Source organism: Streptomyces sp. Y20 (assembly GCF_043195475.1).
Lineage (GTDB): Bacteria > Actinomycetota > Actinomycetes > Streptomycetales > Streptomycetaceae > Streptomyces.
This window is the reverse complement of the sequence record NZ_JBIDDP010000004.1, coordinates 1-20,279: the sequence shown is the minus strand read 5'-3', so window position 1 is coordinate 20,279 and position 20,279 is coordinate 1. Positions and strand designations below refer to the sequence as shown.

Genomic DNA, 20,279 nt, shown 5'->3' with positions numbered 1-20,279 from the left:
CGGCGCGAGGGCGGATCCGGTCAGTCGGCGAAGGCGGTGACGCCGTCCTCGGTGGCGTGCTCCGGCACCAGTTCCGCGGCCTCGCGGGTGAGGGCCCGGCGCCGTACGAGGACCACGAGCGCGCCCAGCACCGCGGTGACCGCCGCGGCGGTGAACGGCATGCGGACGTCGCTCCACTCCTCGATCTTCGGCGCGAAATAGGGCGCCGCGGCGGCGGCGAACCAGCGCACGAAGTTGTAGCCCGCGCTCGCCACCGGGCGTGGCGCGTCCGGCACCCCGAGGGCCAGTTCGGGCGCAGGTGATTGGTGTATGCACACAGTAAGTTAGGCTGGCTAATTAATGTAAGATACATCTATATCCTCCTGGCCGGGCCGCGGCCGGCACTTCCGTCCGGACGGGTGATCGTCCTTGACGCGGGCGGGCAGGGGTAGGAGCGTGGAGCCCTATGAGGGGCGAACCCAGTTGCCCGAGGTGTGGTGGCCGGGTCAGGGCTCCCGGCCTCTTCGCCGATTCGTGGCAGTGCGACGTGCACGGCACGGTCCATCCGCTACAGCCCGTGATCCCGCCCAGCGTCGAGGCGCTCGACGTCGTGGTGCATCGCACCCAGGTGCCGGTCTGGATGCCGTGGCCGCTGCCGGTCGGATGGCTGTTCACCGGCGTCACGTATGCCGGGGACGACCGCAGTGGCGGCCGTGCGACCGCCGTGGCCTGCTCGGGACCCGGCCCGCTCGGCGGCCCGGGCGAGATGATCCTGATCGCCGAGGAGCTCGGCGTCGGCCTCGGCGCGCGCTACGCCGGCATCGACGGCCCGGACCCGGGGTCGTACATGAACGTGGAGAAGCCGCCCCAGGCCAAGGTCCTGGCGGCGGGCCGCCCCACGCCCCTCTGGCATGTCTTCCGCACCCCGGACGACCGTGCCGTCTTCGCCGGCGAGGCGCTCGGGATGTGGCTGTGGGCGGTGATGTGGCCCGAGCAGTCGGGCCTGCTCATGTACGACGAACTGGTGCTGACCGATCTGCGGGACGCGGGGGCGGAGATCGACCTGGTGCCGTGCGGAGCGTTGTCGCCGCGCTTGCTCCAGCCGTAGCGTCCGCCGGTCCGGGGCGGGTTTCCGGCCCGGTGGCGGCTGCCGGTCCGTGGCGGGCCGGTCGCGCGGGTTCCCGCCCCTCGGTGCGTCGGTGCGGCGCCCCTGAGGGGGATGCCGTAGGGGGCACTGCGGCCCTGCGGGTGTGACAGGCGGGCCCGGAAACCCGGCTATCCTTAGGCGTCCCGTTCCCTTCCGTCACCTGCCTGGAGTCGCCGTGCGCATCGATCTGCACTGTCACTCCACGGCCTCCGACGGCACGGACACGCCGGCCGAGCTGGTGCGGGGCGCCGCCGCGGCCGGTCTCGACGTCGTCGCGCTGACCGATCACGACACCACGCGCGGGTACGGCGAGGCGATCGCCGCGCTGCCCGAGGGGCTCACCCTGGTCACCGGCGCCGAGCTGTCCTGCCGGATCGACGGCGTCTCGATGCACCTGCTGGCCTACCTCTTCGACCCCGACGAGCCCGCCCTGCTCGCCGAGCGCGAGCTGGTCCGGGACGACCGGGTGCCGCGCGCGCAGGGCATGGTCGCCAAGCTGAACGCGCTGGGCGTGCCGGTCACCTGGGAACACGTCGAGCGGATCGCCGCCGGCGGCTCGGTGGGCCGTCCGCACGTGGCGTCCGCGCTGGTGGAGCTGGGAGTTGTGCCGACGGTGAGCGACGCGTTCACCGAGGAGTGGCTGGCCGACGGCGGGCGGGCGTTCGTGGCGAAGCACGAGACCGACCCTTTCGAGGCGATCCGGCTCGTCAAGGCCGCGGGCGGGGTCTGCGTGTTCGCGCACCCGGCCGCCGCCAAGCGCGGCCGTACCGTGCCGGAGGCCCGCATCGCGGAGCTGGCCGAGGCCGGTCTGGACGGCCTCGAGGTCGACCACATGGACCACGATCCGGACACCCGGGCCCGGCTGCGGGACCTCGCCAAGGATCTGGGACTGCTGGTCACGGGCTCCTCGGACTACCACGGCAGCCGCAAGACCGTGACGCTCGGCGCGTACACGACCGACCCCGAGGTGTACGGGGAGATCACCCGGCGGGCGACGGGCGCCTTCCCGGTGCCGGGCACCGGCGGAGCCTGACGGCCCGAAGGGGCCGCCCGCACCACCTCACGCCCGTACTTCCTCTTCCCGCAAGGCCTGTACTTCCCCCATGTTCGACATCGCCGTCTTCGGCTCCCTGTTCCTGACCCTATTTGTCATCATGGATCCCCCTGGGATCACCCCGATCTTCCTCGCCCTGACCGCCGGCCGGCCGGCCAAGGTGCAGAAGCGGATGGCCTTCCAGGCCGTCTGCGTGGCGGGCGGGGTCATCGCCGTCTTCGGCGTCCTCGGCCATCAGATCCTGAACTACCTGCACGTCTCCGTCCCGGCGCTGATGATCGCGGGCGGGCTGCTGCTCCTGCTGATCGCGCTGGACCTGCTCACCGGCAAGACCGACGAGCCGAAGCAGACCAAGGACGTGAACGTCGCGCTCGTACCGCTGGGCATGCCGCTGCTGGCGGGGCCAGGTGCCATCGTGTCCGTGATCCTGGCCGTGCAGAAGGCCGGCAGTGTGGCCACGCAGGTGTCGGTGTGGTCCGCGATCCTCGCGATCCACGTCGTGCTGTGGCTGGTGATGCGTTACTCGCTGCTGATCATCCGGGTCATCAAGGACGGCGGTGTGGTCCTCGTGACGCGCCTCGCCGGCATGATGCTGTCCGCGATCGCCGTGCAGCAGATCATCAACGGGGTCACTCAGGTGATCCGGGGGAGCTGAGCCGTCGTCGGCTCGGCTCCCCCGGAAAGCTTGAGTGGCGAACGCCCGCCGATCCTGGCGAACGCCGGCGCCCGGGCTACGAGGCCTGGGTGTCGGCCGGGCGGATCCACAGGCGCTGCCCGATGGCGGCGGCCTGCTGCACGATCCGGTTGACGGAGGCGGCGTCCACGACGGTGCTGTCCACGGTGGTGCCGTCGACCTCGTCGAGACGCATGATTTCGAAGCGCATGGGCTTCTCCCTTCGTCTGGTCATCCTCCTGCGGAGAACTACTTGAGAGCACCGGACGTGTATCCGGTCTCGTACGGAGTCAACGTGCTGCGTGTTACAAACATTCCCTACGCTAAAGAAATTTTTCGAACAACTAATTACTGACCGGTAAGCGGCACACATGGGACCGACCGGGACCGGTTGTGTCCGCAGCGTGACCACCGGGACAATGGGTGTCGATGAACGACGACCTGGCCGCCCTCGGCGCCCGCATCAACCGCACGAACGAGCTGCTGGAACGCATGCTCGCCGAAGTGGCCAAGACCCCCTCCACCCACGCGATCTTCGTGGACGCCGGCTATCTGTACGCCGCCGCCGGCCGGCTGGTCGCCGGCACCGAGGACCGCCGGGCCTTCGACGTGGACGCCCAGGGCCTGATCGACGCGCTGATCGACAAGGCCCGCACGATCTTCGCGGACAGCCGATTGCTCCGCGTGTACTGGTACGACGGCGCCCGCCGCCGCATCCACACCGCCGAGCAGCAGACCATCGCCGAGCTGCCCGACGTCAAGATCCGGCTCGGCAACCTCAACGCCAACAACCAGCAGAAGGGCGTCGACTCCCTGATCCGCACGGACCTGGAGTCACTGGCCCGGCACCGCGCGATCAGCGACGCGGCCCTCCTCGGCGGCGACGAGGACCTGGTCTCGGCGGTCGAGGCGGCCCAGGGCTACGGCGCCCGCGTGCACCTGTGGGGCGTCGAGGCCCCCGAAGGACGCAACCAGGCCGAGCCGCTGCTCTGGGAGGTCGACAGCCAGCGCACGTTCGACCTGGAGTTCTTCAAGCCGTACGTCTCCCGGCGCACGGCCGCCGCCTACGACGCCACCGCCGGCGCCCGCCCCACCCGCGAGGACGTCCGCTTCGTCGGCGCCCAGATCGCGGCCAAGTGGCTCGTCTCCCGGGGCCGCGAAGCACTGGTCGAGCTGTTCCCCGGCCATCCCTACCTGCCGGGCTCCGTCGACCAGGACCTGCTGGTCGAGGCCGAGGCGCTGCTCCAGTACTCGCTGCGCGGCCAGTCCGATCTCCGCCGCGCCCTGCGGGACGGCTTCTGGGACCACCTCCAGGGACAGTACTGACCCCGCGCGGCCCTGCCGCCGCCGGAGCGCGCGGGTCCTACCGCGGCCGGCGCGCGCTCGCGGTGCCGTCCCAGAAACCGGCGATCGCGCGGGCCGTCTCCCGCGGACGGTCGGTGTTGGGGGAGTGCTCGGCGCCCTCGACGACCGTGCGGCGGGCCCCCAGCCGCACCGCCATGTCGTCGAGGAGCGGCAGCGGCCAGGTGTCGTCCCGCGAACCCGACAGGACGTGGAACGGCAGCCCGACGGCCGCGAGTTCCGCGACCCGGTCCGGCTCCGTGCACAACTGGCGGCCCGTGGCGATCAGTTGGGCCGGCTTGGTGCCCAGCCAGCGGCGCCGCAGGTCGTCCCGGTCGTCCAGCCCGCCGTCGAGCGAGGGCGTCCCGGTCTCCTCCGGCGGTTCCATCCCCTGGATCGCCTGCCACACCTCCGGCATGCCCAGCACGGCCAGCGCGTCCCGCAGCAGCTTCACCCGGTCCTGCTGGGCGGTCGAGATCTGCGCCGGGCCGGAGGCCATCAGGGTCAGCGACAGGAAGGGCGTGTGGTCGAGCAGAACGGCCGCGCGCGCGATCTGGCCGCCGAGGGAGTGCCCCAGCAGATGCACCGGGCCCCCGATCGCCTCCGCCTGCGCCAGCACGTCCCGCGCCAACTCCTCCTGCGCGTAGGCGGACTCGTCCGTCTCGGGGCCGTCCGACTCGAACTGGCCCCGCCCGTCCACGGCGACGGTCCGGTACCCGCGCGCGGCGAGCGGCACGTGCAGCGGGTTGAAGTCCTCCTTGCTGCCGGTGAACCCCGGCAGCAGCAGCGCCACGCCCCTGGGCTCGGCACCGTCGGCCACGGGCGCGTCCACCACGGCGAAGTCACCACGAGCCGTGCGAAGCGAGTACGCGCGTGCCCCGGCAGGCGGCACGAAGGAGGGAGGCCTGCTCATGGGGAGAGGTTATGCGGAACGCCGGCGCGGTGGGGCGGCGGGCCCGGGCGATCGGGCGGGAACGCCGATGGCCGGGTCCACCGCCATGGTGGACCCGGCCATCGGACCGGCTGACGCTGCCGCTGGGGACGCGGCACCCGGGTCAGGCCCCGGGGGCCTCCACGGACGCCGCGGTCTTGCGGGTCCGGCGGGGCTTGGGCGTCGTACCGACGCTCTCACCGGCCGCCTCGGCAGCGGACGCCGCGGTCTTGCGGGTCCGGCGCGGCTTGACCTCCGGCTCCTCGGTGGCCTGCGCCGGAATCTCCGGAGCTGCCGCCTCGGCAACGGCCTTGCGGGTGCGGCGGGCCTTCGGGGCGGTGGCTTCGGCCGTGTCGGCGGTCGCGTCGGCGGCAGTGGCTGCCGTCTTGCGGGTGCGGCGCGGCTTGGGCTCGGCCCCGGTTTCGGCCTGAGGCGTTTCCGGTGCGGCTGCGGCGGTCTTGCGGGTCCGGCGCGGCTTGGCCTCGGTGGCTTCGGCGGTGTCGACGGCGCTCTCGGCGGCGACCGCGGCCTTGCGGGTCCGGCGGGCCTTGGGAGCGACGGCCTCGGCCTCAGGGGCGTCCGGCGTGACGACCGGCTCCGCTGCCTTGCGGGTCCGGCGGCGCGGCTTGGCCTCGGTGGCCTCGGCCGCGTCCGCCACGGTCTCCGCGGCGACCGCGGCGGTCGCGGCCTTGCGGGTGCGGCGGGGCTTGGCTTCGGCGGTCTCGACGGCCGTGTCGGCGGATGTTTCGGCGGCCACCGCGCTCTTGCGGGTCCGGCGGGGCTTCGCCTCGACGGGCTCCGCGGTGGTCTGCGTCGGCTCCGTCCCGGCGGCCGGCTCGGCCGTCTTGCGGGTGCGGCGGCGCGGCTTGGTCTCCGCGGCCGGAGCGGCCTCGGGCGTCGGCTCCGCCACCGGGCTGACGGTGACCACGGGCTCGGTCACCGGCGCGGCCGCGTCGGCGGTGGCCGGTGCCGGCTCGGTCACCGACTCGGACGTCACCGCTTCCGGCGCCGCCGACTTGCGGGTGCGGCGGCGGCGCGGCTTGTCCGCGGCCGCCGGGGTGTCCAGGACGGCGGTGCCCTCCGTGACGGCCACCGTCCCGGCGACGACGTCGGCGGTGCCGGCCACGTCAGCGGCCTCGGCGGGCGACGCGGACGCCGCGGCGGACGTCACCGGCTCCGGCGCCGCTCCGCCGCGGGTACGGCGACGGCGGCGCGGGGTGCGGGCCTCCGCCGGAATCTCCTCCGCGGGCCCGGCCGTGGCCGCGGGTGCGGCCGCGGGCGTGGCCGTCGGCTCGGTCACCGGGGTGCTCGGGGCGCCCTGGGCGGTGTCCAGCGGCGCGCCGTTGCGGGTGCGGCGGCGACGACGCGGCGTACGGGCCGGACGCTCGCGCTCGGCCGGGGCCGACTCGGTACGGCCGCCGCGGTCGGGGCGGTCGGTACGGCCACGGCCGCGCGCGCCCCGCCCGCCGGTCTCGCCCAGGTCCTCCAGGACCTCCGCTCCCAGACCGGCACGGGTCCGCTCCGAGCGCGGGAGGGTGCCCTTCGTGCCCGCGGGGATACCGAGCTCCGCGAACAGGTGCGGGGAGCTGGAGTACGTCTCCACCGGGTCGTTGAAGTCCAGCTCCAGCGCCTTGTTGATCAGCTGCCAGCGCGGGATGTCGTCCCAGTCGACGAACGTGATCGCCGTACCCTTGGCGCCCGCGCGGCCCGTGCGGCCGACGCGGTGCAGGTACGTCTTCTCGTCCTCGGGGGACTGGTAGTTGATGACGTGGGTGACGCCCTCGACGTCGATGCCGCGCGCGGCGACGTCGGTGCAGACGAGGACGTCGACCTTGCCGTTGCGGAAGGCCCGCAGGGCCTGCTCGCGCGCGCCCTGGCCGAGGTCGCCGTGGACCGCGCCGGAGGCGAACCCGCGGCGCTGGAGCTGCTCGGCGATGTCGGCGGCCGTGCGCTTCGTACGACAGAAGATCATCGCCAGCCCGCGGCCATCGGCCTGGAGGATGCGGGCGATCATCTCCGGCTTGTCCATGGAGTGCGCGCGGTAGACGAACTGCTTGATGTTCGCGACGGTCACGCCCTCGTCGTCCGGCGAGGTGGCGCGGATGTGCGTGGGCTGCGTCATGTAGCGGCGCGCGAGGCCGATGACCGCGCCGGGCATGGTCGCGGAGAACAGCATGGTCTGGCGCTTGGCCGGCAGCAGCTTGATGATCTTCTCGACGTCGGGCAGGAAGCCCAGGTCGAGCATCTCGTCGGCCTCGTCGAGCACCAGGCTCTTGATGTGGCCCAGGTCCAGCTTCTTCTGGCCCGCGAGGTCCAGCAGCCGGCCCGGGGTGCCGACGATGACGTCGACGCCCTTCTTCAGGGCCTCCACCTGGGGCTCGTACGCCCGGCCGCCGTAGATCGCCAGGACGCGCACGTTGCGGACCTTGCCGGCCGTCAGCAGGTCGTTGGTGACCTGCGTGCACAGCTCGCGCGTGGGGACGACGACGAGGGCCTGGGGGGCGTCGGTGAGGGCGGCGGGGGTGGCGCGTCCGGCCTCCACGTCGGCGGGGACGGTGACGCGGTCGAGGAGCGGCAGACCGAAGCCCAGCGTCTTGCCGGTGCCCGTCTTGGCCTGGCCGATGACGTCCGTGCCGGTCATGGCTACGGGGAGCGTCATCTCCTGGATGGGGAAGGGGGTGATGATACCGACGGCTTCGAGGGCCTCGGCGGTCTCGGGAAGGATTCCGAGATCTCGGAAGGTCGTAGTCAGGGTTATGCCTCTTCTGTGTGCGCGGTGCGAGGCGAGCGCGGGAGTCATGTCTGACCGTGCCGGGGACGTCGGCCGCCGTACGGGCGAACCACTCGGGCAAGCCGTAAGACACGGGACCTCTGCCGACGCTCTAGCGCTCGTACCGCTGAGGGTGTCCCTCCTGTCGTCGTACGATCACTGCCGTACGGCCAGGGAGGGCTGTCGGGTCGGAGCCGATCGGGCCACCGACCGGGCATCCTCATGCGTGCGGCCTGTCGGGACACGTCGAGCACCGTCGACGCACTCAGCAGGCGCATTACCACCATACCCCGGATTGCCGCACATGCGATGGCCGATTCGGTCACGGAGTTGCGGCCACCGTGATCGACCAGGGCTCGAGGGCCGCGACGAGCGGGCTATTGTGCGCCTCATGACTAGCTCTGACAAGCCTGAGAACGCGTCCGCCGCACCCGCCGGACCCACCGGTGTCGCCGCCCAGGACTGGGCGCAGGCGTCCGCCGACCCCCAGTACCGCGCCGCGGTCGTGGACCTGCTCGGCGCCCTCGCGTACGGGGAGCTGGCGGCGTTCGAACGCCTCGCTGAGGACGCCAAGCTGGCGCCGACCCTCGCGGACAAGGCGGAGCTGGCGAAGATGGCGTCGGCCGAGTTCCACCACTTCGAGCGGCTGCGGAACCGGCTGACCGAGGTCGGCGAGGAGCCGACGGCCGCCATGGACCCGTTCGTCGCCGCGCTGGACGGCTTCCACCGGCAGACCGCGCCGTCGGACTGGCTGGAAGGCCTGGTCAAGGCGTACGTCGGCGACTCGATCGCGAGTGACTTCTACCGCGAGGTCGCGGCCCGGCTCGACTCCGACACCCGTGAGCTGGTGCTCGCCGTCCTCGACGACACGGGGCACGCCGGGTTCGCGGTGGAGAAGGTGCGCGCCGCCATCGACGCCGACCCGCGCGTCGGCGGGCGGCTGGCGCTGTGGGCGCGGCGGCTGATGGGGGAGGCGCTGTCGCAGTCCCAGCGGGTCGTCGCCGACCGGGACGCGCTGTCCACGATGCTCGTGGGCGGGGTGGCCGACGGGTTCGATCTCGCCGAGGTCGGGCGGATGTTCTCGCGGATCACGGAGGCGCACACGAAGCGGATGGCCGCGCTGGGGCTGGCCGCGTAGCACTGCGTGGGCGTGGTGCCCGCTGTCCCGTGGCCGCGCGTGCGATGTGTCGCTCGCGCGGCTCCCGCGCCCCTGCCGGCCCGGCCGCGCGACCTCCCTTACGCCGGTGCCGAGCGCCGGCCGAGACGGCCCGCGGGGCGCAGCAGCAGGGACAGCGACGCCACCGCGATGATCGCGGCGCCCAGGAGGCTGAGCGGGCCGGTGCCCGGGCCCAGGGCGGTGTGGGTGACGAAGTCGCCGAAGAGGGCGCCGGCCACGCCTGTCGAGTACACCAGCGGGCGGCTCGGCAGCCGGTGGGCGAGGCGGTGGGCCGCCGCCCAGGCGAGGATCAGACCGAGTGCGGCGGCGCCGAGTGCTTCCAGGATCATGTCGGGGGTCCCTCCCACGGCCGGTCTGGCTCGACGGTCCTAGCCCGTCATACCCCTGACCTGCGGATGGCAATCATCACCTGTGGCGGACGTGTGCCCCCGCTGTGCGCACCGCAAGGAAAAGGGCCCGGCGGCACACGGCCGCCGGGCCCTCCTCACGACTTCGGCCTACAGCGTGCCGAACCCCACCTTGCGCACGGTGGGCTCGCCGATCTCCACGTACGCCAGGCGTTCCGTCGGCACCAGGACCTTGCGGCCCTTCTCGTCCTGGAGGCTCAGCAGCTGCGTCTTCCCGGACAGCGCGTCATTCACGAGACGCTCGACCTCCTCGACGCTCTGACCGCTCTCCAGAACGATCTCGCGGGGCGCGTGCTGCACGCCGATCTTGACCTCCACGGCTATGTCCCTCCGACGGTCAGTGATTGCGCGATCTTCCGCGCCGTACCCAGCACACATTAGCCCGGTGAGGGGACGTACACGCTGCGGGCCGGAACGCCAGGAGCGAACACCGAACGGGAACAGACCGGCATCAGCAGGGCAGCGGTGGGCAGTGGTGTCAGTGGTGATCGATACCGTGCAGCGGGAAACCGGCGATGCCCCGCCAGGCCAGCGAGGCCAGCAGCTGCACCGCTTGGTCGCGCGGGACGCTGCGGTCGCTGTGCAGCCAGGACCGGGCCACCACCTGGGCCAGCCCGCCGAGGCCCGAGGCGAGCAGCATCGACTCCGCGCGCGAGAGGCCCGTGTCCTCGGCGATGACGTCGCAGATGGCCTCGGCGCACTCGTTGGTGACCTTGTCGACTCGCTCGCGCACCGCGGGCTCGTTCGTCAGGTCCGACTCGAAGACCAGCCGGAACGCGCCGCCGTCGTCCTCCACGTACGCGAAGTAGGCGTCCATGGTCGCCCGGACGCGCTGCTTGTTGTCGCTCGTCGACGCCAGCGCGCCGCGCACGGACCGGATCAGCGACTCGCAGTGCTGGTCCAGCAGGGCGAGGTAGAGGTCCAGCTTGCCGGGAAAGTGCTGGTAGAGCACCGGCTTGCTCACGCCGGCCCGCTCGGCGATGTCGTCCATCGCCGCCGCGTGGTACCCCTGCGCGACGAAAACCTCCTGGGCGGCGCCCAGCAACTGGTTCCGCCGGGCGCGGCGCGGCAGACGGGTGCCACGCGGGCGTACCGCCTCAGTTTGCTCGATGGCTGTCACGCCGCCTCCCAAAGTCGTCCACATGCGGTGTCGGCCGCGCGGCCATCGTACTTTTCGGTAACCCTGGTGTGCGCGGTGCGAGCGCAGAATTTCACGTACCGGACGACGGCGAAAGCCGTGCGGCACCCCCGGAGCGGCCCGGCGGATCCCGTCAGGTCAGCGGTAGTCGTCCTCGTCGAGCGTGACCACGCGCGCCTGTTCGACCAGATCGGCCTCGTTCGCACGGTCCGGGTCGAGCGCCGTCAGCGGGTCGTCGCGGTCCGGCCTGACGGGGGCGCGCTGCTCGACGGCGTCCACTTCGGGCGCCTCGACATCGATCTCCGGCCCGGCGTCGGCTTCCAGGTCCTCGAGCGCGTCGGGTTCGGTGGGGTCATAGGCCATGGTGGGCTCCCTTCCTACGAACGTCCCTGGAAAATGCAGGGGCCACACGAGGGTGCCCTCTGTACGAGCCTAGGAGACACCTGATGGGGACGCCATGCCATCAGGCCGGCCCGCTGTCCGGTTCTCCGGCCGCCCGTGGTTCACGCTGTGACGGCGAACACACGGATCCCGGCGTGATCACCTCGTAACATTGCCGCATGTCTTCGACCGAATCGCCGACCGTATCGGCCGCCAGTGTGCTTCCGAGGGTGGCGCCCGTCCGGGTCGGCGAAGGCGAGCGGCTGCGGTCCGTGTGTCTGCCGGGCGTCACTCTGACGGTCCGTTCCCGGCCCGCCACGCGGGAAGGCCTGGCACCCGCGCTGTACGTCCACGGGCTCGGCGGTTCCTCGCAGAACTGGTCGTCCCTCATGGCCGAGCTGGACGGTGTCGTCGACAGCGAGGCGGTGGACCTGCCGGGCTTCGGCGACTCCCCGCCCCCGGACGACGGCGACTACTCCGTCACCGGGCACGCGCGCGCGGTGATCCGCCATCTGGACGCTGCCGGCCGCGGCCCGGTCCACCTCTTCGGCAACTCGCTCGGCGGCGCGGTCGCCACGCGCGTGGCCGCCGTGCGGCCCGACCTCGTCCGCACGCTCACCCTCGTCTCGCCCGCCCTGCCCGAGCTGCGCGTGCAGCGCTCGGCGGTGCCGACGGGGCTCCTCGGCGTGCCCGGCGTCGCCGCCCTCTTCACCCGGCTCACCCAGGAGTGGACGGCCGAGCAGCGGGTGCGCGGGGTCATGGCCCTCTGCTACGGCGACCCCGGGCGGGTCGCGCCCGAGGCGTTCCAGCTGGCCGTCGAGGAGCTGGAGCGGCGGCAGCGGCTGCCGTACTTCTGGGACGCGATGGCCCGTTCCGCGCGCGGGATCGTCAACGCCTACACGCTCGGCGGGCAGCACGGGCTGTGGCGGCAGGCCGAGAGGGTGCTCGCCCCGACGCTGCTGGTCTACGGCGCCCGGGACCAGCTGGTCGGCTTCCGCATGGCCCGCAAGGCCGCCCGCGCCTTCCGCGACTCGCGTCTGCTGACCCTGCCCGAGGCCGGCCATGTCGCGATGATGGAGTACCCGGACATCGTCGCCGGCGCCTTCCGTGACCTCCTGGCGGACACGGGCGCGTCCGCCGGAGCCGCCGGCCCGGCCCCGCGCGGCGGCACCGGCGACGCGGGCAACACCGACGGCGGCGCTACCGCCGCCGTGGACGCGAGGAGCTGAGGGCCAGGGTGGGACGCCACAGCCGCCGCGGACCGGTCCCGAGGGACGAGTCCGCGGACATAGCCGCCCGGCCGGAGCCCCGGCAGAACGACCGCCTGGACCGGGACCCCGACGACGGCGGGGACGCACGTCCCGACGGCCGGCGTGCCCCGGACGCCGGCGACCGGCGGGATACGCGCTCCGGCGACCGCCGGGACGGGCATTCCGACAACCGGCGGGGCGTGCATTCCGACGGCGGCCGGGACGGATACTCCGGCGACCGGCGGGATGCGAACTCCGGCGACCGCCGTGACGGGCATTCCGACAACCGGAGGGACGTGCATTCCGACGGCGGCCGGGACGGATACTCCGGCGACCGGCGGGATGCGAACTCCGGCGACCGCCGTGACGGGCATTCCGACAGCCGGCGGGACGGGCGCTCCGACAACCGGAGGGACGGGCGCTCCGACGACCGCCGGGACGTGCGCTCCGACGACCGCCGGGACGGGCATTCCGACAACCGGAGGGACGTGCGCTCCGGCGACCGCCGGGGCGAACGCTCCGACGACCGGCGGAGTACGCAGCCGGACGCGCCTGCCGGCGGTCGCGGGAACGTACACGGGGACGGCCGCCGGGGCGATGCGCCGCGGCCCCGGGCCGGAGCGCCCGCACGGGATGCGTCGGGTCCCCCCGACGGCACGCCCGCGCGCGGTGTGCCCCGGCGCCCGGACGCCGCTTCCGCGCGGGGCGTGCCGGGACGAGCGGGCGGTGGTGAGGAGCGCGGCAGGCCGCGCTCCGCCGACGGCGCCCCGGCGCAGGGGATGCCACGACTCCGGGACGGCGCCGCCGCGCAGGGCGGGCCCCGGCTGCCCGACGGCACCCCCGCGCGCGGTGTGCCCCGGTCGCGGGAGGGCGCGTCCGCGCGGGGCGGGCATCCCGAGCAGCGGGAAGCCGGGGGTGGCTGGGGCGAGTTCGGGGGCCGGCCGGCCGGTGCCGGCGGGCCCGGCGTGGTGCTGCCGCGGCAGCGCCAGGCGGGACCGGACGGCCCCGGGCGCGGCCCCGGGCCCCGCCAGGAGTACCTCCAGGCCTTCGAGAGACAGGCCGGAGTCACCGGAGCCACCGGAGATGCGGAGGGCGAAGACGGCTCCGCCGTGCGCGCGGGACGGACCCGCCGTTGGGGCCCGCGGCAGCCGGCCGACGAGGCGCAGGCCGTCGCCCCCACGGGCGACGGCGTCGCGGTGCCCGTCCAGCGCGGCGGGAGCAGGGGACGGGCCTTCACCGGCATCGCGGCGGCGGCCGTCACCACCGTGCTCGCGGTCGTCGTCGCCGGGCAGGTCGCCAGGGGCCGGGACGGCGACGCCGTGAAGTCCCCCTCCGCCGGGCGGGCCGCCGGGGCGAACGCCTCCGGCGAGCCCGCGCCGTCCACCGCGCCGGACGTGACGGCGCTGTCGTACGACCAGAAGATGAACCGGACGTACCCGCTCGGCGCCGAGCTGAAGGGCCCCGGGAAGTTCGACGCCGTGCCCGGGTCCGCCAAGGCACCCGGTGTCGGCCGGAAATACCGGTACCGAGTGGATGTGGAGCGGGGACTGGGGCTGGACGGCGAGCTGTTCGCCGAGGCGGTGCAGAAGACCCTGAACGACGACCGCAGCTGGGCCCACGGCGGTGCCCGTACCTTCGAGCGCGTGTCCTCGGGCAAGCCCGACTTCGTGATCACACTGGCCAGCCCCGGCACCACCGCCACCTGGTGCGCCAAGTCCGGCCTGGACACCACGGAGGACAACGTCTCCTGCGACTCTGCCTCCACCGAACGAGTGATGATCAACGCCTACCGCTGGGCTCAGGGAAGCCGGACGTACGGCAGTTCCGCCATCCACGCGTACCGGCAGATGCTGATCAACCACGAAGTCGGCCACCGGCTCGGCCACGGGCACGTGAGCTGCCAGAGGAACAACGAGTTGGCGCCGGTCATGCAGCAGCAGACCAAGTTCCTGGACCACGACGGGATCCACTGCCGGCCCAACCCGTGGCCCTATCCCAGGAGTTGACTCCACTCACTTATGTCACATTGACATGAGTCGTAAGTTCGTTCATATTTCTGCCCATGTGGTCCCGTCATGCCGTCTCTCACAGCGCCGCCATCGAGCTGGCGCTGATCGGCGTGACCGCGCTCTGCGTGGCCGACATCGACTGTCGCTGACGCCGCCTCCCTGGCGCTCGCGTCGCGACTCTTCTTCCCCTTTCGTCCGTGACCGTGACCGTGTCACGGACGTTTCGACGACCCGGCGCCGGGGCTGACGACTGTCCGCAGCCGTCTCATTCCTCGTCCGTATGTCTCACTCTTCGAGAAATCCTCGATCAGTTCCCGAGAGGTCGTCATTCCGATGCATCAACCGTCCGTCATAGCGCGCCGCGTGGCAGCGGCATCCGTCAGCCTGGTCGTGGCAGCGGGCGCCGCCGCCTGCGGCCCGAAGGACAGCGATGCCAAGGGCTCCGGCGGCGACTCCACGCCCCACAAGGGCGGCACGCTCACGGTGCTGAACTCCCAGCCGCAGACCGACTTCGACCCCGCGCGCCTGTACACCTCCGGTGGCGGCAACGTCCCCTCGCTCGTCTTCCGCACGCTGACCACGCGCAACCGCGAGAACGGCGCGGCCGGCGCCAAGGTCGTCCCGGACCTCGCCACCGACACCGGGCGCCCCAACAAGGACGCGACCGTGTGGACGTACACCTTGAAGAAGGGCCTGCGCTACGAGGACGGCACGCCGATCACCTCGGCCGACATCAAGTACGGCGTCGAGCGCTCCTTCGCCCCCGAACTCTCCGGCGGAGCGCCCTACCTGCGCGACTGGCTCGTCGGCGCCGCCGACTACCAGGGCCCGTACAAGGACAAGAAGGGCCTGTCCGCGATCGGGACGCCGGACTCCCGGACCATCGTCTTCCACCTGAACAAGCCCGAGGGCGAGTTCCCGTACCTCGCCACGCAGACGCAGTTCACCCCCGTGCCCAAGGGCAAGGACACGGGCACCAAGTACGAGTCGCACCCCGTCTCCTCCGGCCCCTACAAGGTGGTCCGCAACGAGAACGACGGCGAGCACCTCGTCCTTGCGCGCAACACCAACTGGTCGGCGGCGACGGACCCCGAGCGCAAGGCCTACCCGGACCGGATCGACGTCCGCTCCGGCCTCGACTCCTCGGTGATCAACCAGCGGCTGTCCGCGTCCCAGGGGACGGACTCCGCCGCCGTCACCACCGACACCAACCTCGGCCCGGCCGAACTCGCCAAGGTGACCGGTGACAAGAAGCTGGCCGCGCGCGTGGGCACCGGCCACTTCGGCTACACCGACTACATCGCGTTCAACCCGAGGGTGAAGCCGTTCGACGACCCCAAGGTGCGCCAGGCGATCTCGTACGCCGTCGACCGGTCGTCGGTGGTCAACGCGGCCGGCGGCAGCGCCCTCGCCGAGCCCGCCACCACCTTCCTGCCGAACCAGAAGTCCTTCGGCTACACGCCCTACGACCCGTTCCCGGCCGGCCGGACCGGCGATCCGGGCAAGGCCAGGCAGCTGCTCGCGCAGGCGGGTCACAAGAACGGGCTCACGGTCACCCTCACCCACTCCAACAACAAGGACTTCGAGACCAGCCCGGAGATCGCCACCGCCCTCCAGGACGCGCTCAAGAAGGCCGGCATCACGGTCACGCTGCGGGGCCTGGAGGACAACGACTACCGGGACAAGATCCACAGCGTGAAGACCGAGCCCGGGTTCTTCCTCGCCCACTGGGGTGCCGACTGGCCCTCCGGCGGCCCGTTCCTCGCCCCGATCTTCGACGGCCGGCAGATCGTCGAGGACGGAGCGAACTTCAACACGGGCCTGCTCGACGACAAGTCGGTCAATGCCGAGATCGACCGGATCAACAAGCTGACCGATCTCACCGCCGCCGCCGCGCGGTGGGGCGCTCTCGACAAGAAGATCGGCGGGAAGGCCCTCGTCGTGCCGCTGTTCCACCCGGTCTACAAGCGTCTGTACGGCTCGGACGTCAAGAACATCGTCATCAGCGACTGGACCGGCGTCCTGGACATCTCCCAGGTCGCGGTGAAGTAGCACCGTGAGCGAGGCACTTGCCGCCGTCGCGGCCGCCGGGACGGACACCTCCGTCCCGGCGGCCCCGGGGGCCCATCAGTTCTGGCGGCGGCTGCGGGCGCAGCGCGCCGCCCTGGTCGCCGCGGCCGTCGTCGCGCTGCTCGTCCTGGTGGCGCTCGCCGCGCCCCTGCTCACCGCTCTGGAGGGCCAGGACCCCGACACGTACCACCCCTCCCTGGTCGACTCCGCGCGCGGAGGCGTGCCCCTCGGCTCCTTCGGCGGCGCCGGTGCCGGCCACTGGCTGGGCGTCGAACCGCAGACCGGGCGCGACATGTTCGCCCGGCTCGTGTACGGGGCGCGGGTGTCGCTCGGCGTGTCGCTGGGGGCCACGGCGGTGCAGCTGGCCCTCGGCGTCGCCATGGGCGTGGCCGCCGGGCTCGGCAACCGCTGGGTCGACGCCGTCCTGAGCCGCATCACCGACATCTTCGTCTCGCTGCCGCTGATGGTCATGGCGCTCGCACTGCTGGCCGTCGTGCCCAGCGGCTTCCCGCGGCCCGTCCTCGTCGCGTTGATCATCGCCCTGGTCTCCGGCTGGAGCACCACGGCGAAGATGGTGCGCGCGCAGACGCTCACCCTGAAGAACCTCGACTACGTCGCCGCGTCCCGGCTCAGCGGCTGGAGCATCGGGCGGACCGCCGTACGCGAACTCCTCCCGGGCCTCGCCGCACCGGTCATCACGTACGCCGCGCTGCTGATCCCGCAGAACATCAGTGCCGAGGCCGCCCTGTCCTTCCTCGGCGTCGGCGTGAAGCCGCCCACCCCGTCCTGGGGGCAGATGCTCACCTCCGCCGACGTCTGGTACCAGGCGGCCCCGCAGTACCTGCTGCTGCCGGCCCTCGCCCTGTTCGTGACCGTGTTCGCGATGACCGTCCTCGGCGACGGTGTCCGCGTGGCCCTCGACCCGCGCGCGGCCTCGCGCCTGCGCGTCGGCACCGGCCGCAAGCGGGAGGCCCGCGCGCAGACGACCGCACCGGGCGCCGTATCGGGCGCCGCTGCGGTCCCCGCCCCGGGCGCCGCTGCGGTCCCTGCCCCGGGCACACCCCCGGACGCCGCACCGAGTCCCGCACCGAGGAAGGAGGAGCGCGCGTGAACGGCCTCGCCGGCTTCGTCCTGCGCCGGGCCGTCGGCGCACTGGTCACCCTGTTCGTGCTCTCGGTGATCATCTACATCGTCTTCTACGTCACCCCCGGCAACGTCGCCCAGATCACCTGCGGCCCGCGCTGCTCCCCGGCCCAGGTCCACCAGGTCGCCGAGCAACTCCACCTCGACGATCCGCTGTACGTGCGCTACTGGCACTTCCTGCAAGGACTCCTCGCGGGCCAGGACTTCTCCACGGGCACCTCCGTGGAGCACTGCCCGGCGCCCTGCCTCGGCCAGTCGTACCAGACCGGCCAGCAGGTCACCGGCATCATCCTGACCAAGCTGCCCGTGAGCTTCTCGCTCGTGCTCGGCGCGATGGTGATCTGGCTGCTGCTCGGCGTAGGCACCGGCGTGCTGTCCGCCTGGCGGCGCGGCCGGCTCTCCGAGCGCGTCCTGACCGCGCTCACCCTGGCGGGCACGGCCACCCCCGTCTTCGTCATCGGCCTCGTCCTGATGATCGTCGTCTGCGGCGAGCTGCAACTGCTGCCCTTCCCGCAGTACGTGCACTTCACCGACGACCCCGAACAGTGGGCCTGGAACCTGCTGCTGCCCTGGTTCTCCCTCGCCCTCGTCGAAGCCGCCAACTTCGCCCGGCTGACCCGGGCGTCGATGCTGGAGACACTGGCCGAGGACCACATCCGCACGTTCCGCGCCTACGGCGTGAGCGAGCGGGCGGTGATCACCCGGCACGCCCTGCGCGGGGCGACGGCGTCCGTCATCGCGCTCAACGCGGTCACCTTCGGCTCCGCCGTCGGCGGCGCGGTACTCACCGAGACGCTCTTCGGTCTGCCGGGTATCGGCCAGGAGCTGGTGCACGCGGTGAAGGTCGTCGACCTGCCGGTGGTCGTCGGCATGGTGCTGGTCACCGGCTTCTTCGTGATCCTCGCCAATGCCGTCGCGGACGTGCTGTACGCGGTGGCCGACCGACGGGTGGTGCTCGCATGAGCCTGGTGGACGTCAGGGACCTGACCGTGGACTTCGGCTCCCTGCGAGCCGTCGACGGGCTCTCCTTCAGCCTGGCCGAGGGCGCCGCCCTGGCCCTCGTCGGCGAGTCCGGCTCCGGCAAGTCCACGGTCGCGGGCGCCCTGCTGGGCCTGCACCGGGACACCGGGGCGCGCGTCGGCGGCTCGATCCGGGTGGCCGGCACCGACGTACAGGCCACCTCCGACGAGGCGCTGCGGCGGCTGCGCGGCGCCAAGGCCGCCATGGTCTTCCAGGACCCGCTGTCCTCGCTCGACCCGTACTACGCCGTCGGCGACCAGATCGCCGAGGTGTACCGCGTCCACGCGCGCGTGTCGCGCCGCGCCGCACGCGCGCGTGCCGTCGAGGTACTGGACCGGGTGGGCATCCCGGACGCGGCCCGCCGGTCCCGGTCCCGCCCGCACGAGTTCAGCGGCGGCATGCGCCAGCGCGCCCTCATCGCCATGGCCCTCGCCTGCGAGCCGAGCCTGCTGATCGCCGACGAGCCGACCACCGCCCTCGACGTCACCGTCCAGGCCCAGATCCTCGACCTGCTGCACACGCTGCGCGAGGAGACCGGCATGGGCCTGCTGCTCGTCACCCACGACGTCGGCGTCGCCGCCGAGAGCGTGGACGACGTCCTCGTCATGCGGCACGGCAGGACGGTCGAGCACGGACCCGTCGGCGCGGTCCTCGCGGCACCCGCCCAGGCGTACACCCGCGCGCTGCTCGACGCCGTCCCGCGCGTGGACGCCCGCCGGACCGGCTCCCCGGCCACCGACGAGGTCGTGCTGGAGGCCACCGGCGTGCGGCGCGAGTTCGGGCGCGGCAAGCGCGCGCTCGCGGCCGTCGACGACGTCTCGCTGACCGTGCGCCGCGGGGAGACCCTCGGCGTCGTCGGCGAGAGCGGCAGCGGCAAGACCACGCTCGGCCGCATGCTCGTCGGGCTGCTGGAGCCGACCGCCGGCACGATCCGCTACGAAGGGCGCCCGCACACCGGCGTGAACCCGTCCGTCCAGATGGTCTTCCAGGACCCCGTCTCCTCCCTCAACCCCCGCCGCAGCGTGGGCGAGTCCATCGCCGATCCGCTTCGGGCGCGCGGGGCGGGCGGCCGGGGACAGGCGGGGGACGAGGCCCGCATCCGGGGGCGGGTGGCGGAACTCCTGGAGCGCGTGGGCCTCGAAGGGGCGCACTACGACCGCTACCCGCACGAGTTCAGCGGCGGACAGCGCCAGCGCATCGGTATCGCCCGGGCACTCGCCGCCGAGCCGCGCGTCATCGTCTGCGACGAACCGGTCTCCGCGCTGGACGTCACCACGCAGGCCCAGGTGGTCGCCCTCCTCGGCGAACTCCAGCGGGAACTGGGGCTCGCCCTGGTCTTCATCGCGCACGACCTCGCCGTGGTCCGCCAGGTGAGCGACCGGGTCGCGGTGATGCGGCGCGGCCGGCTCATCGAGTACGGGCCCGCCGACGAGGTGTACGACGCCCCGCGCGAGCCGTACACCAGGCAGCTCCTGGCCGCCGTACCCGCGCTCGACCCCGCACTCGCGGCCCGGCGCCGCGCGGCCCGGCGCGAACCGGCGGTGGCGTAGCGCCGGCCCGCTCGGCCGCTCATCGGGGACCACCGGGCGTCACCGGGTGATCGCATGGTGCTTCCTTAGCGCGACGTAACGCGACCTGCACGCGAAAGCCACGACCGTTCACCCCTTCTGGTGGTGGGGGGGGGGGGGGGGGGGGGGCGCCCCCCCCCCCGTGGCCGCGGAGCGGCTAGCCGGCGTTGTCGTTCTCTCGATGCCCAGATCGGGCAGGAGTCCCGGCAGGAGCGGTGGGA

At 72.9% G+C, this 20,279-nt stretch carries 19 protein-coding genes and 1 pseudogene; 12 read left to right on the top strand and 8 right to left on the bottom strand.

The window, feature by feature from the left end; all coding sequences use genetic code 11:
* Positions 1 to 20: 20 nt before the first annotated feature.
* Positions 21 to 290, bottom strand: a pseudogene (locus tag ACGFT1_RS11470) (LPXTG cell wall anchor domain-containing protein); the annotation flags it as partial.
* 155 nt (positions 291 to 445) lie between these two features.
* On the opposite strand from ACGFT1_RS11470, the gene ACGFT1_RS11465 reads away from it, so the two are divergent.
* From ACGFT1_RS11465 to ACGFT1_RS11455, 3 genes are all read left to right on the top strand, one after another.
* The gene (locus ACGFT1_RS11465) at positions 446 to 1,087 is read left to right on the top strand and encodes a DUF6758 family protein (RefSeq protein ID WP_373908785.1); all 642 of its coding nucleotides are present in this window, start codon (positions 446 to 448) and stop codon (positions 1,085 to 1,087) included.
* A 214-nt stretch (positions 1,088 to 1,301) separates the two neighbouring features.
* Positions 1,302 to 2,159 (top strand): PHP domain-containing protein, encoded by an 858-nt coding sequence (locus ACGFT1_RS11460; RefSeq protein ID WP_373908784.1) that lies wholly within the window; start codon positions 1,302 to 1,304, stop codon positions 2,157 to 2,159.
* Positions 2,160 to 2,229: 70 nt separating this feature from the next.
* Positions 2,230 to 2,835 (top strand): MarC family protein, encoded by a 606-nt coding sequence (locus tag ACGFT1_RS11455; protein ID WP_356825843.1) that lies wholly within the window; start codon positions 2,230 to 2,232, stop codon positions 2,833 to 2,835.
* A 76-nt stretch (positions 2,836 to 2,911) separates the two neighbouring features.
* Here ACGFT1_RS11455 and ACGFT1_RS11450 read toward each other — a convergent pair whose 3' ends face one another.
* Entirely contained in the window at positions 2,912 to 3,064 is a 153-nt protein-coding gene (locus ACGFT1_RS11450) for a hypothetical protein (protein WP_194294011.1), read from the bottom strand.
* Positions 3,065 to 3,282: 218 nt separating this feature from the next.
* On the opposite strand from ACGFT1_RS11450, the gene ACGFT1_RS11445 reads away from it, so the two are divergent.
* The gene (locus ACGFT1_RS11445) at positions 3,283 to 4,179 is read left to right on the top strand and encodes an NYN domain-containing protein (RefSeq protein ID WP_373908783.1); all 897 of its coding nucleotides are present in this window, start codon (positions 3,283 to 3,285) and stop codon (positions 4,177 to 4,179) included.
* Positions 4,180 to 4,216: 37 nt separating this feature from the next.
* Here the strand turns inward: ACGFT1_RS11445 and ACGFT1_RS11440 are convergent, their stop codons facing one another.
* Together ACGFT1_RS11440 and ACGFT1_RS11435 are read right to left on the bottom strand one after the other, a co-directional pair.
* On the bottom strand, positions 4,217 to 5,107 hold the full coding sequence (locus ACGFT1_RS11440; RefSeq protein WP_373908782.1) for an alpha/beta fold hydrolase: 891 nt from the start codon (positions 5,105 to 5,107) through the stop codon (positions 4,217 to 4,219).
* A gap of 142 nt (positions 5,108 to 5,249) precedes the next feature.
* Entirely contained in the window at positions 5,250 to 7,784 is a 2,535-nt protein-coding gene (locus ACGFT1_RS11435; RefSeq protein ID WP_373908781.1) for a DEAD/DEAH box helicase, read from the bottom strand.
* A 502-nt stretch (positions 7,785 to 8,286) separates the two neighbouring features.
* On the opposite strand from ACGFT1_RS11435, the gene ACGFT1_RS11430 reads away from it, so the two are divergent.
* Positions 8,287 to 9,033: a ferritin-like fold-containing protein gene (locus ACGFT1_RS11430; protein WP_356944756.1), complete on the top strand. Its 747-nt coding sequence runs from the start codon at positions 8,287 to 8,289 to the stop codon at positions 9,031 to 9,033.
* Between the two features lie 98 nt (positions 9,034 to 9,131).
* Here ACGFT1_RS11430 and ACGFT1_RS11425 read toward each other — a convergent pair whose 3' ends face one another.
* The 4 genes from ACGFT1_RS11425 to ACGFT1_RS11410 form a co-directional block, all read right to left on the bottom strand.
* The gene (locus ACGFT1_RS11425) at positions 9,132 to 9,401 is read right to left on the bottom strand and encodes a hypothetical protein (RefSeq protein ID WP_373908780.1); all 270 of its coding nucleotides are present in this window, start codon (positions 9,399 to 9,401) and stop codon (positions 9,132 to 9,134) included.
* 168 nt (positions 9,402 to 9,569) lie between these two features.
* Positions 9,570 to 9,797, bottom strand: a complete 228-nt coding sequence (locus ACGFT1_RS11420) for a DUF3107 domain-containing protein (protein ID WP_373908779.1) — start codon at positions 9,795 to 9,797, stop codon at positions 9,570 to 9,572.
* Between the two features lie 160 nt (positions 9,798 to 9,957).
* Entirely contained in the window at positions 9,958 to 10,599 is a 642-nt protein-coding gene (locus tag ACGFT1_RS11415; protein ID WP_373908778.1) for a TetR/AcrR family transcriptional regulator, read from the bottom strand.
* A gap of 156 nt (positions 10,600 to 10,755) precedes the next feature.
* Entirely contained in the window at positions 10,756 to 10,980 is a 225-nt protein-coding gene (locus ACGFT1_RS11410) for a hypothetical protein (RefSeq protein ID WP_373908777.1), read from the bottom strand.
* Between the two features lie 197 nt (positions 10,981 to 11,177).
* Here ACGFT1_RS11410 and ACGFT1_RS11405 point away from each other — a divergent pair, with 197 nt between their 5' ends.
* The 7 genes from ACGFT1_RS11405 (at position 11,178) to ACGFT1_RS11375 (ending at position 20,040) form a co-directional block, all read left to right on the top strand.
* A complete protein-coding gene (locus ACGFT1_RS11405) occupies positions 11,178 to 12,227 on the top strand; it encodes an alpha/beta fold hydrolase (protein ID WP_373908776.1) in 1,050 nt (349 codons plus the stop codon).
* 800 nt (positions 12,228 to 13,027) lie between these two features.
* Positions 13,028 to 14,254 (top strand): DUF3152 domain-containing protein, encoded by a 1,227-nt coding sequence (locus ACGFT1_RS11400; protein ID WP_373908775.1) that lies wholly within the window; start codon positions 13,028 to 13,030, stop codon positions 14,252 to 14,254.
* Positions 14,255 to 14,310: 56 nt separating this feature from the next.
* Positions 14,311 to 14,406 carry an Ms4533A family Cys-rich leader peptide gene (locus tag ACGFT1_RS11395; protein WP_356825865.1) on the top strand — a complete coding sequence of 32 codons (96 nt, stop codon included), beginning with the start codon at positions 14,311 to 14,313 and terminating at the stop codon, positions 14,404 to 14,406.
* A gap of 184 nt (positions 14,407 to 14,590) precedes the next feature.
* Positions 14,591 to 16,309, top strand: a complete 1,719-nt coding sequence (locus tag ACGFT1_RS11390) for an ABC transporter substrate-binding protein (protein ID WP_373908774.1) — start codon at positions 14,591 to 14,593, stop codon at positions 16,307 to 16,309.
* Between the two features lie 4 nt (positions 16,310 to 16,313).
* Positions 16,314 to 17,438 (top strand): ABC transporter permease, encoded by a 1,125-nt coding sequence (locus ACGFT1_RS11385; protein ID WP_373908773.1) that lies wholly within the window; start codon positions 16,314 to 16,316, stop codon positions 17,436 to 17,438.
* The gene (locus tag ACGFT1_RS11380; RefSeq protein ID WP_373908772.1) at positions 17,435 to 18,433 is read left to right on the top strand and encodes an ABC transporter permease; all 999 of its coding nucleotides are present in this window, start codon (positions 17,435 to 17,437) and stop codon (positions 18,431 to 18,433) included. The genes ACGFT1_RS11385 and ACGFT1_RS11380 overlap by 4 nt, the downstream gene beginning before the upstream one ends.
* Complete coding sequence (locus tag ACGFT1_RS11375; protein WP_373908771.1) at positions 18,430 to 20,040, top strand: dipeptide ABC transporter ATP-binding protein; 1,611 nt, start codon at positions 18,430 to 18,432, stop codon at positions 20,038 to 20,040. The genes ACGFT1_RS11380 and ACGFT1_RS11375 overlap by 4 nt, the downstream gene beginning before the upstream one ends.
* Positions 20,041 to 20,279: the final 239 nt, after the last annotated feature.

Coding starts and splice junctions, on each gene's coding strand:
- ACGFT1_RS11465 (WP_373908785.1), top strand. CDS start 446: ATGAGGGGCGAACCCAGTTGCCCGAGGTGTGGTGGCCGGGTCAGGGCT.
- ACGFT1_RS11455 (WP_356825843.1), top strand. CDS start 2,230: ATGTTCGACATCGCCGTCTTCGGCTCCCTGTTCCTGACCCTATTTGTC.
- ACGFT1_RS11450 (WP_194294011.1), bottom strand. CDS start 3,064: ATGCGCTTCGAAATCATGCGTCTCGACGAGGTCGACGGCACCACCGTG.
- ACGFT1_RS11445 (WP_373908783.1), top strand. CDS start 3,283: ATGAACGACGACCTGGCCGCCCTCGGCGCCCGCATCAACCGCACGAAC.
- ACGFT1_RS11440 (WP_373908782.1), bottom strand. CDS start 5,107: ATGAGCAGGCCTCCCTCCTTCGTGCCGCCTGCCGGGGCACGCGCGTAC.
- ACGFT1_RS11435 (WP_373908781.1), bottom strand. CDS start 7,784: ATGACGCTCCCCGTAGCCATGACCGGCACGGACGTCATCGGCCAGGCC.
- ACGFT1_RS11430 (WP_356944756.1), top strand. CDS start 8,287: ATGACTAGCTCTGACAAGCCTGAGAACGCGTCCGCCGCACCCGCCGGA.
- ACGFT1_RS11425 (WP_373908780.1), bottom strand. CDS start 9,401: ATGATCCTGGAAGCACTCGGCGCCGCCGCACTCGGTCTGATCCTCGCC.
- ACGFT1_RS11410 (WP_373908777.1), bottom strand. CDS start 10,980: ATGGCCTATGACCCCACCGAACCCGACGCGCTCGAGGACCTGGAAGCC.
- ACGFT1_RS11405 (WP_373908776.1), top strand. CDS start 11,178: ATGTCTTCGACCGAATCGCCGACCGTATCGGCCGCCAGTGTGCTTCCG.
- ACGFT1_RS11400 (WP_373908775.1), top strand. CDS start 13,028: ATGCCACGACTCCGGGACGGCGCCGCCGCGCAGGGCGGGCCCCGGCTG.
- ACGFT1_RS11395 (WP_356825865.1), top strand. CDS start 14,311: ATGTGGTCCCGTCATGCCGTCTCTCACAGCGCCGCCATCGAGCTGGCG.
- ACGFT1_RS11390 (WP_373908774.1), top strand. CDS start 14,591: ATGCATCAACCGTCCGTCATAGCGCGCCGCGTGGCAGCGGCATCCGTC.
- ACGFT1_RS11375 (WP_373908771.1), top strand. CDS start 18,430: ATGAGCCTGGTGGACGTCAGGGACCTGACCGTGGACTTCGGCTCCCTG.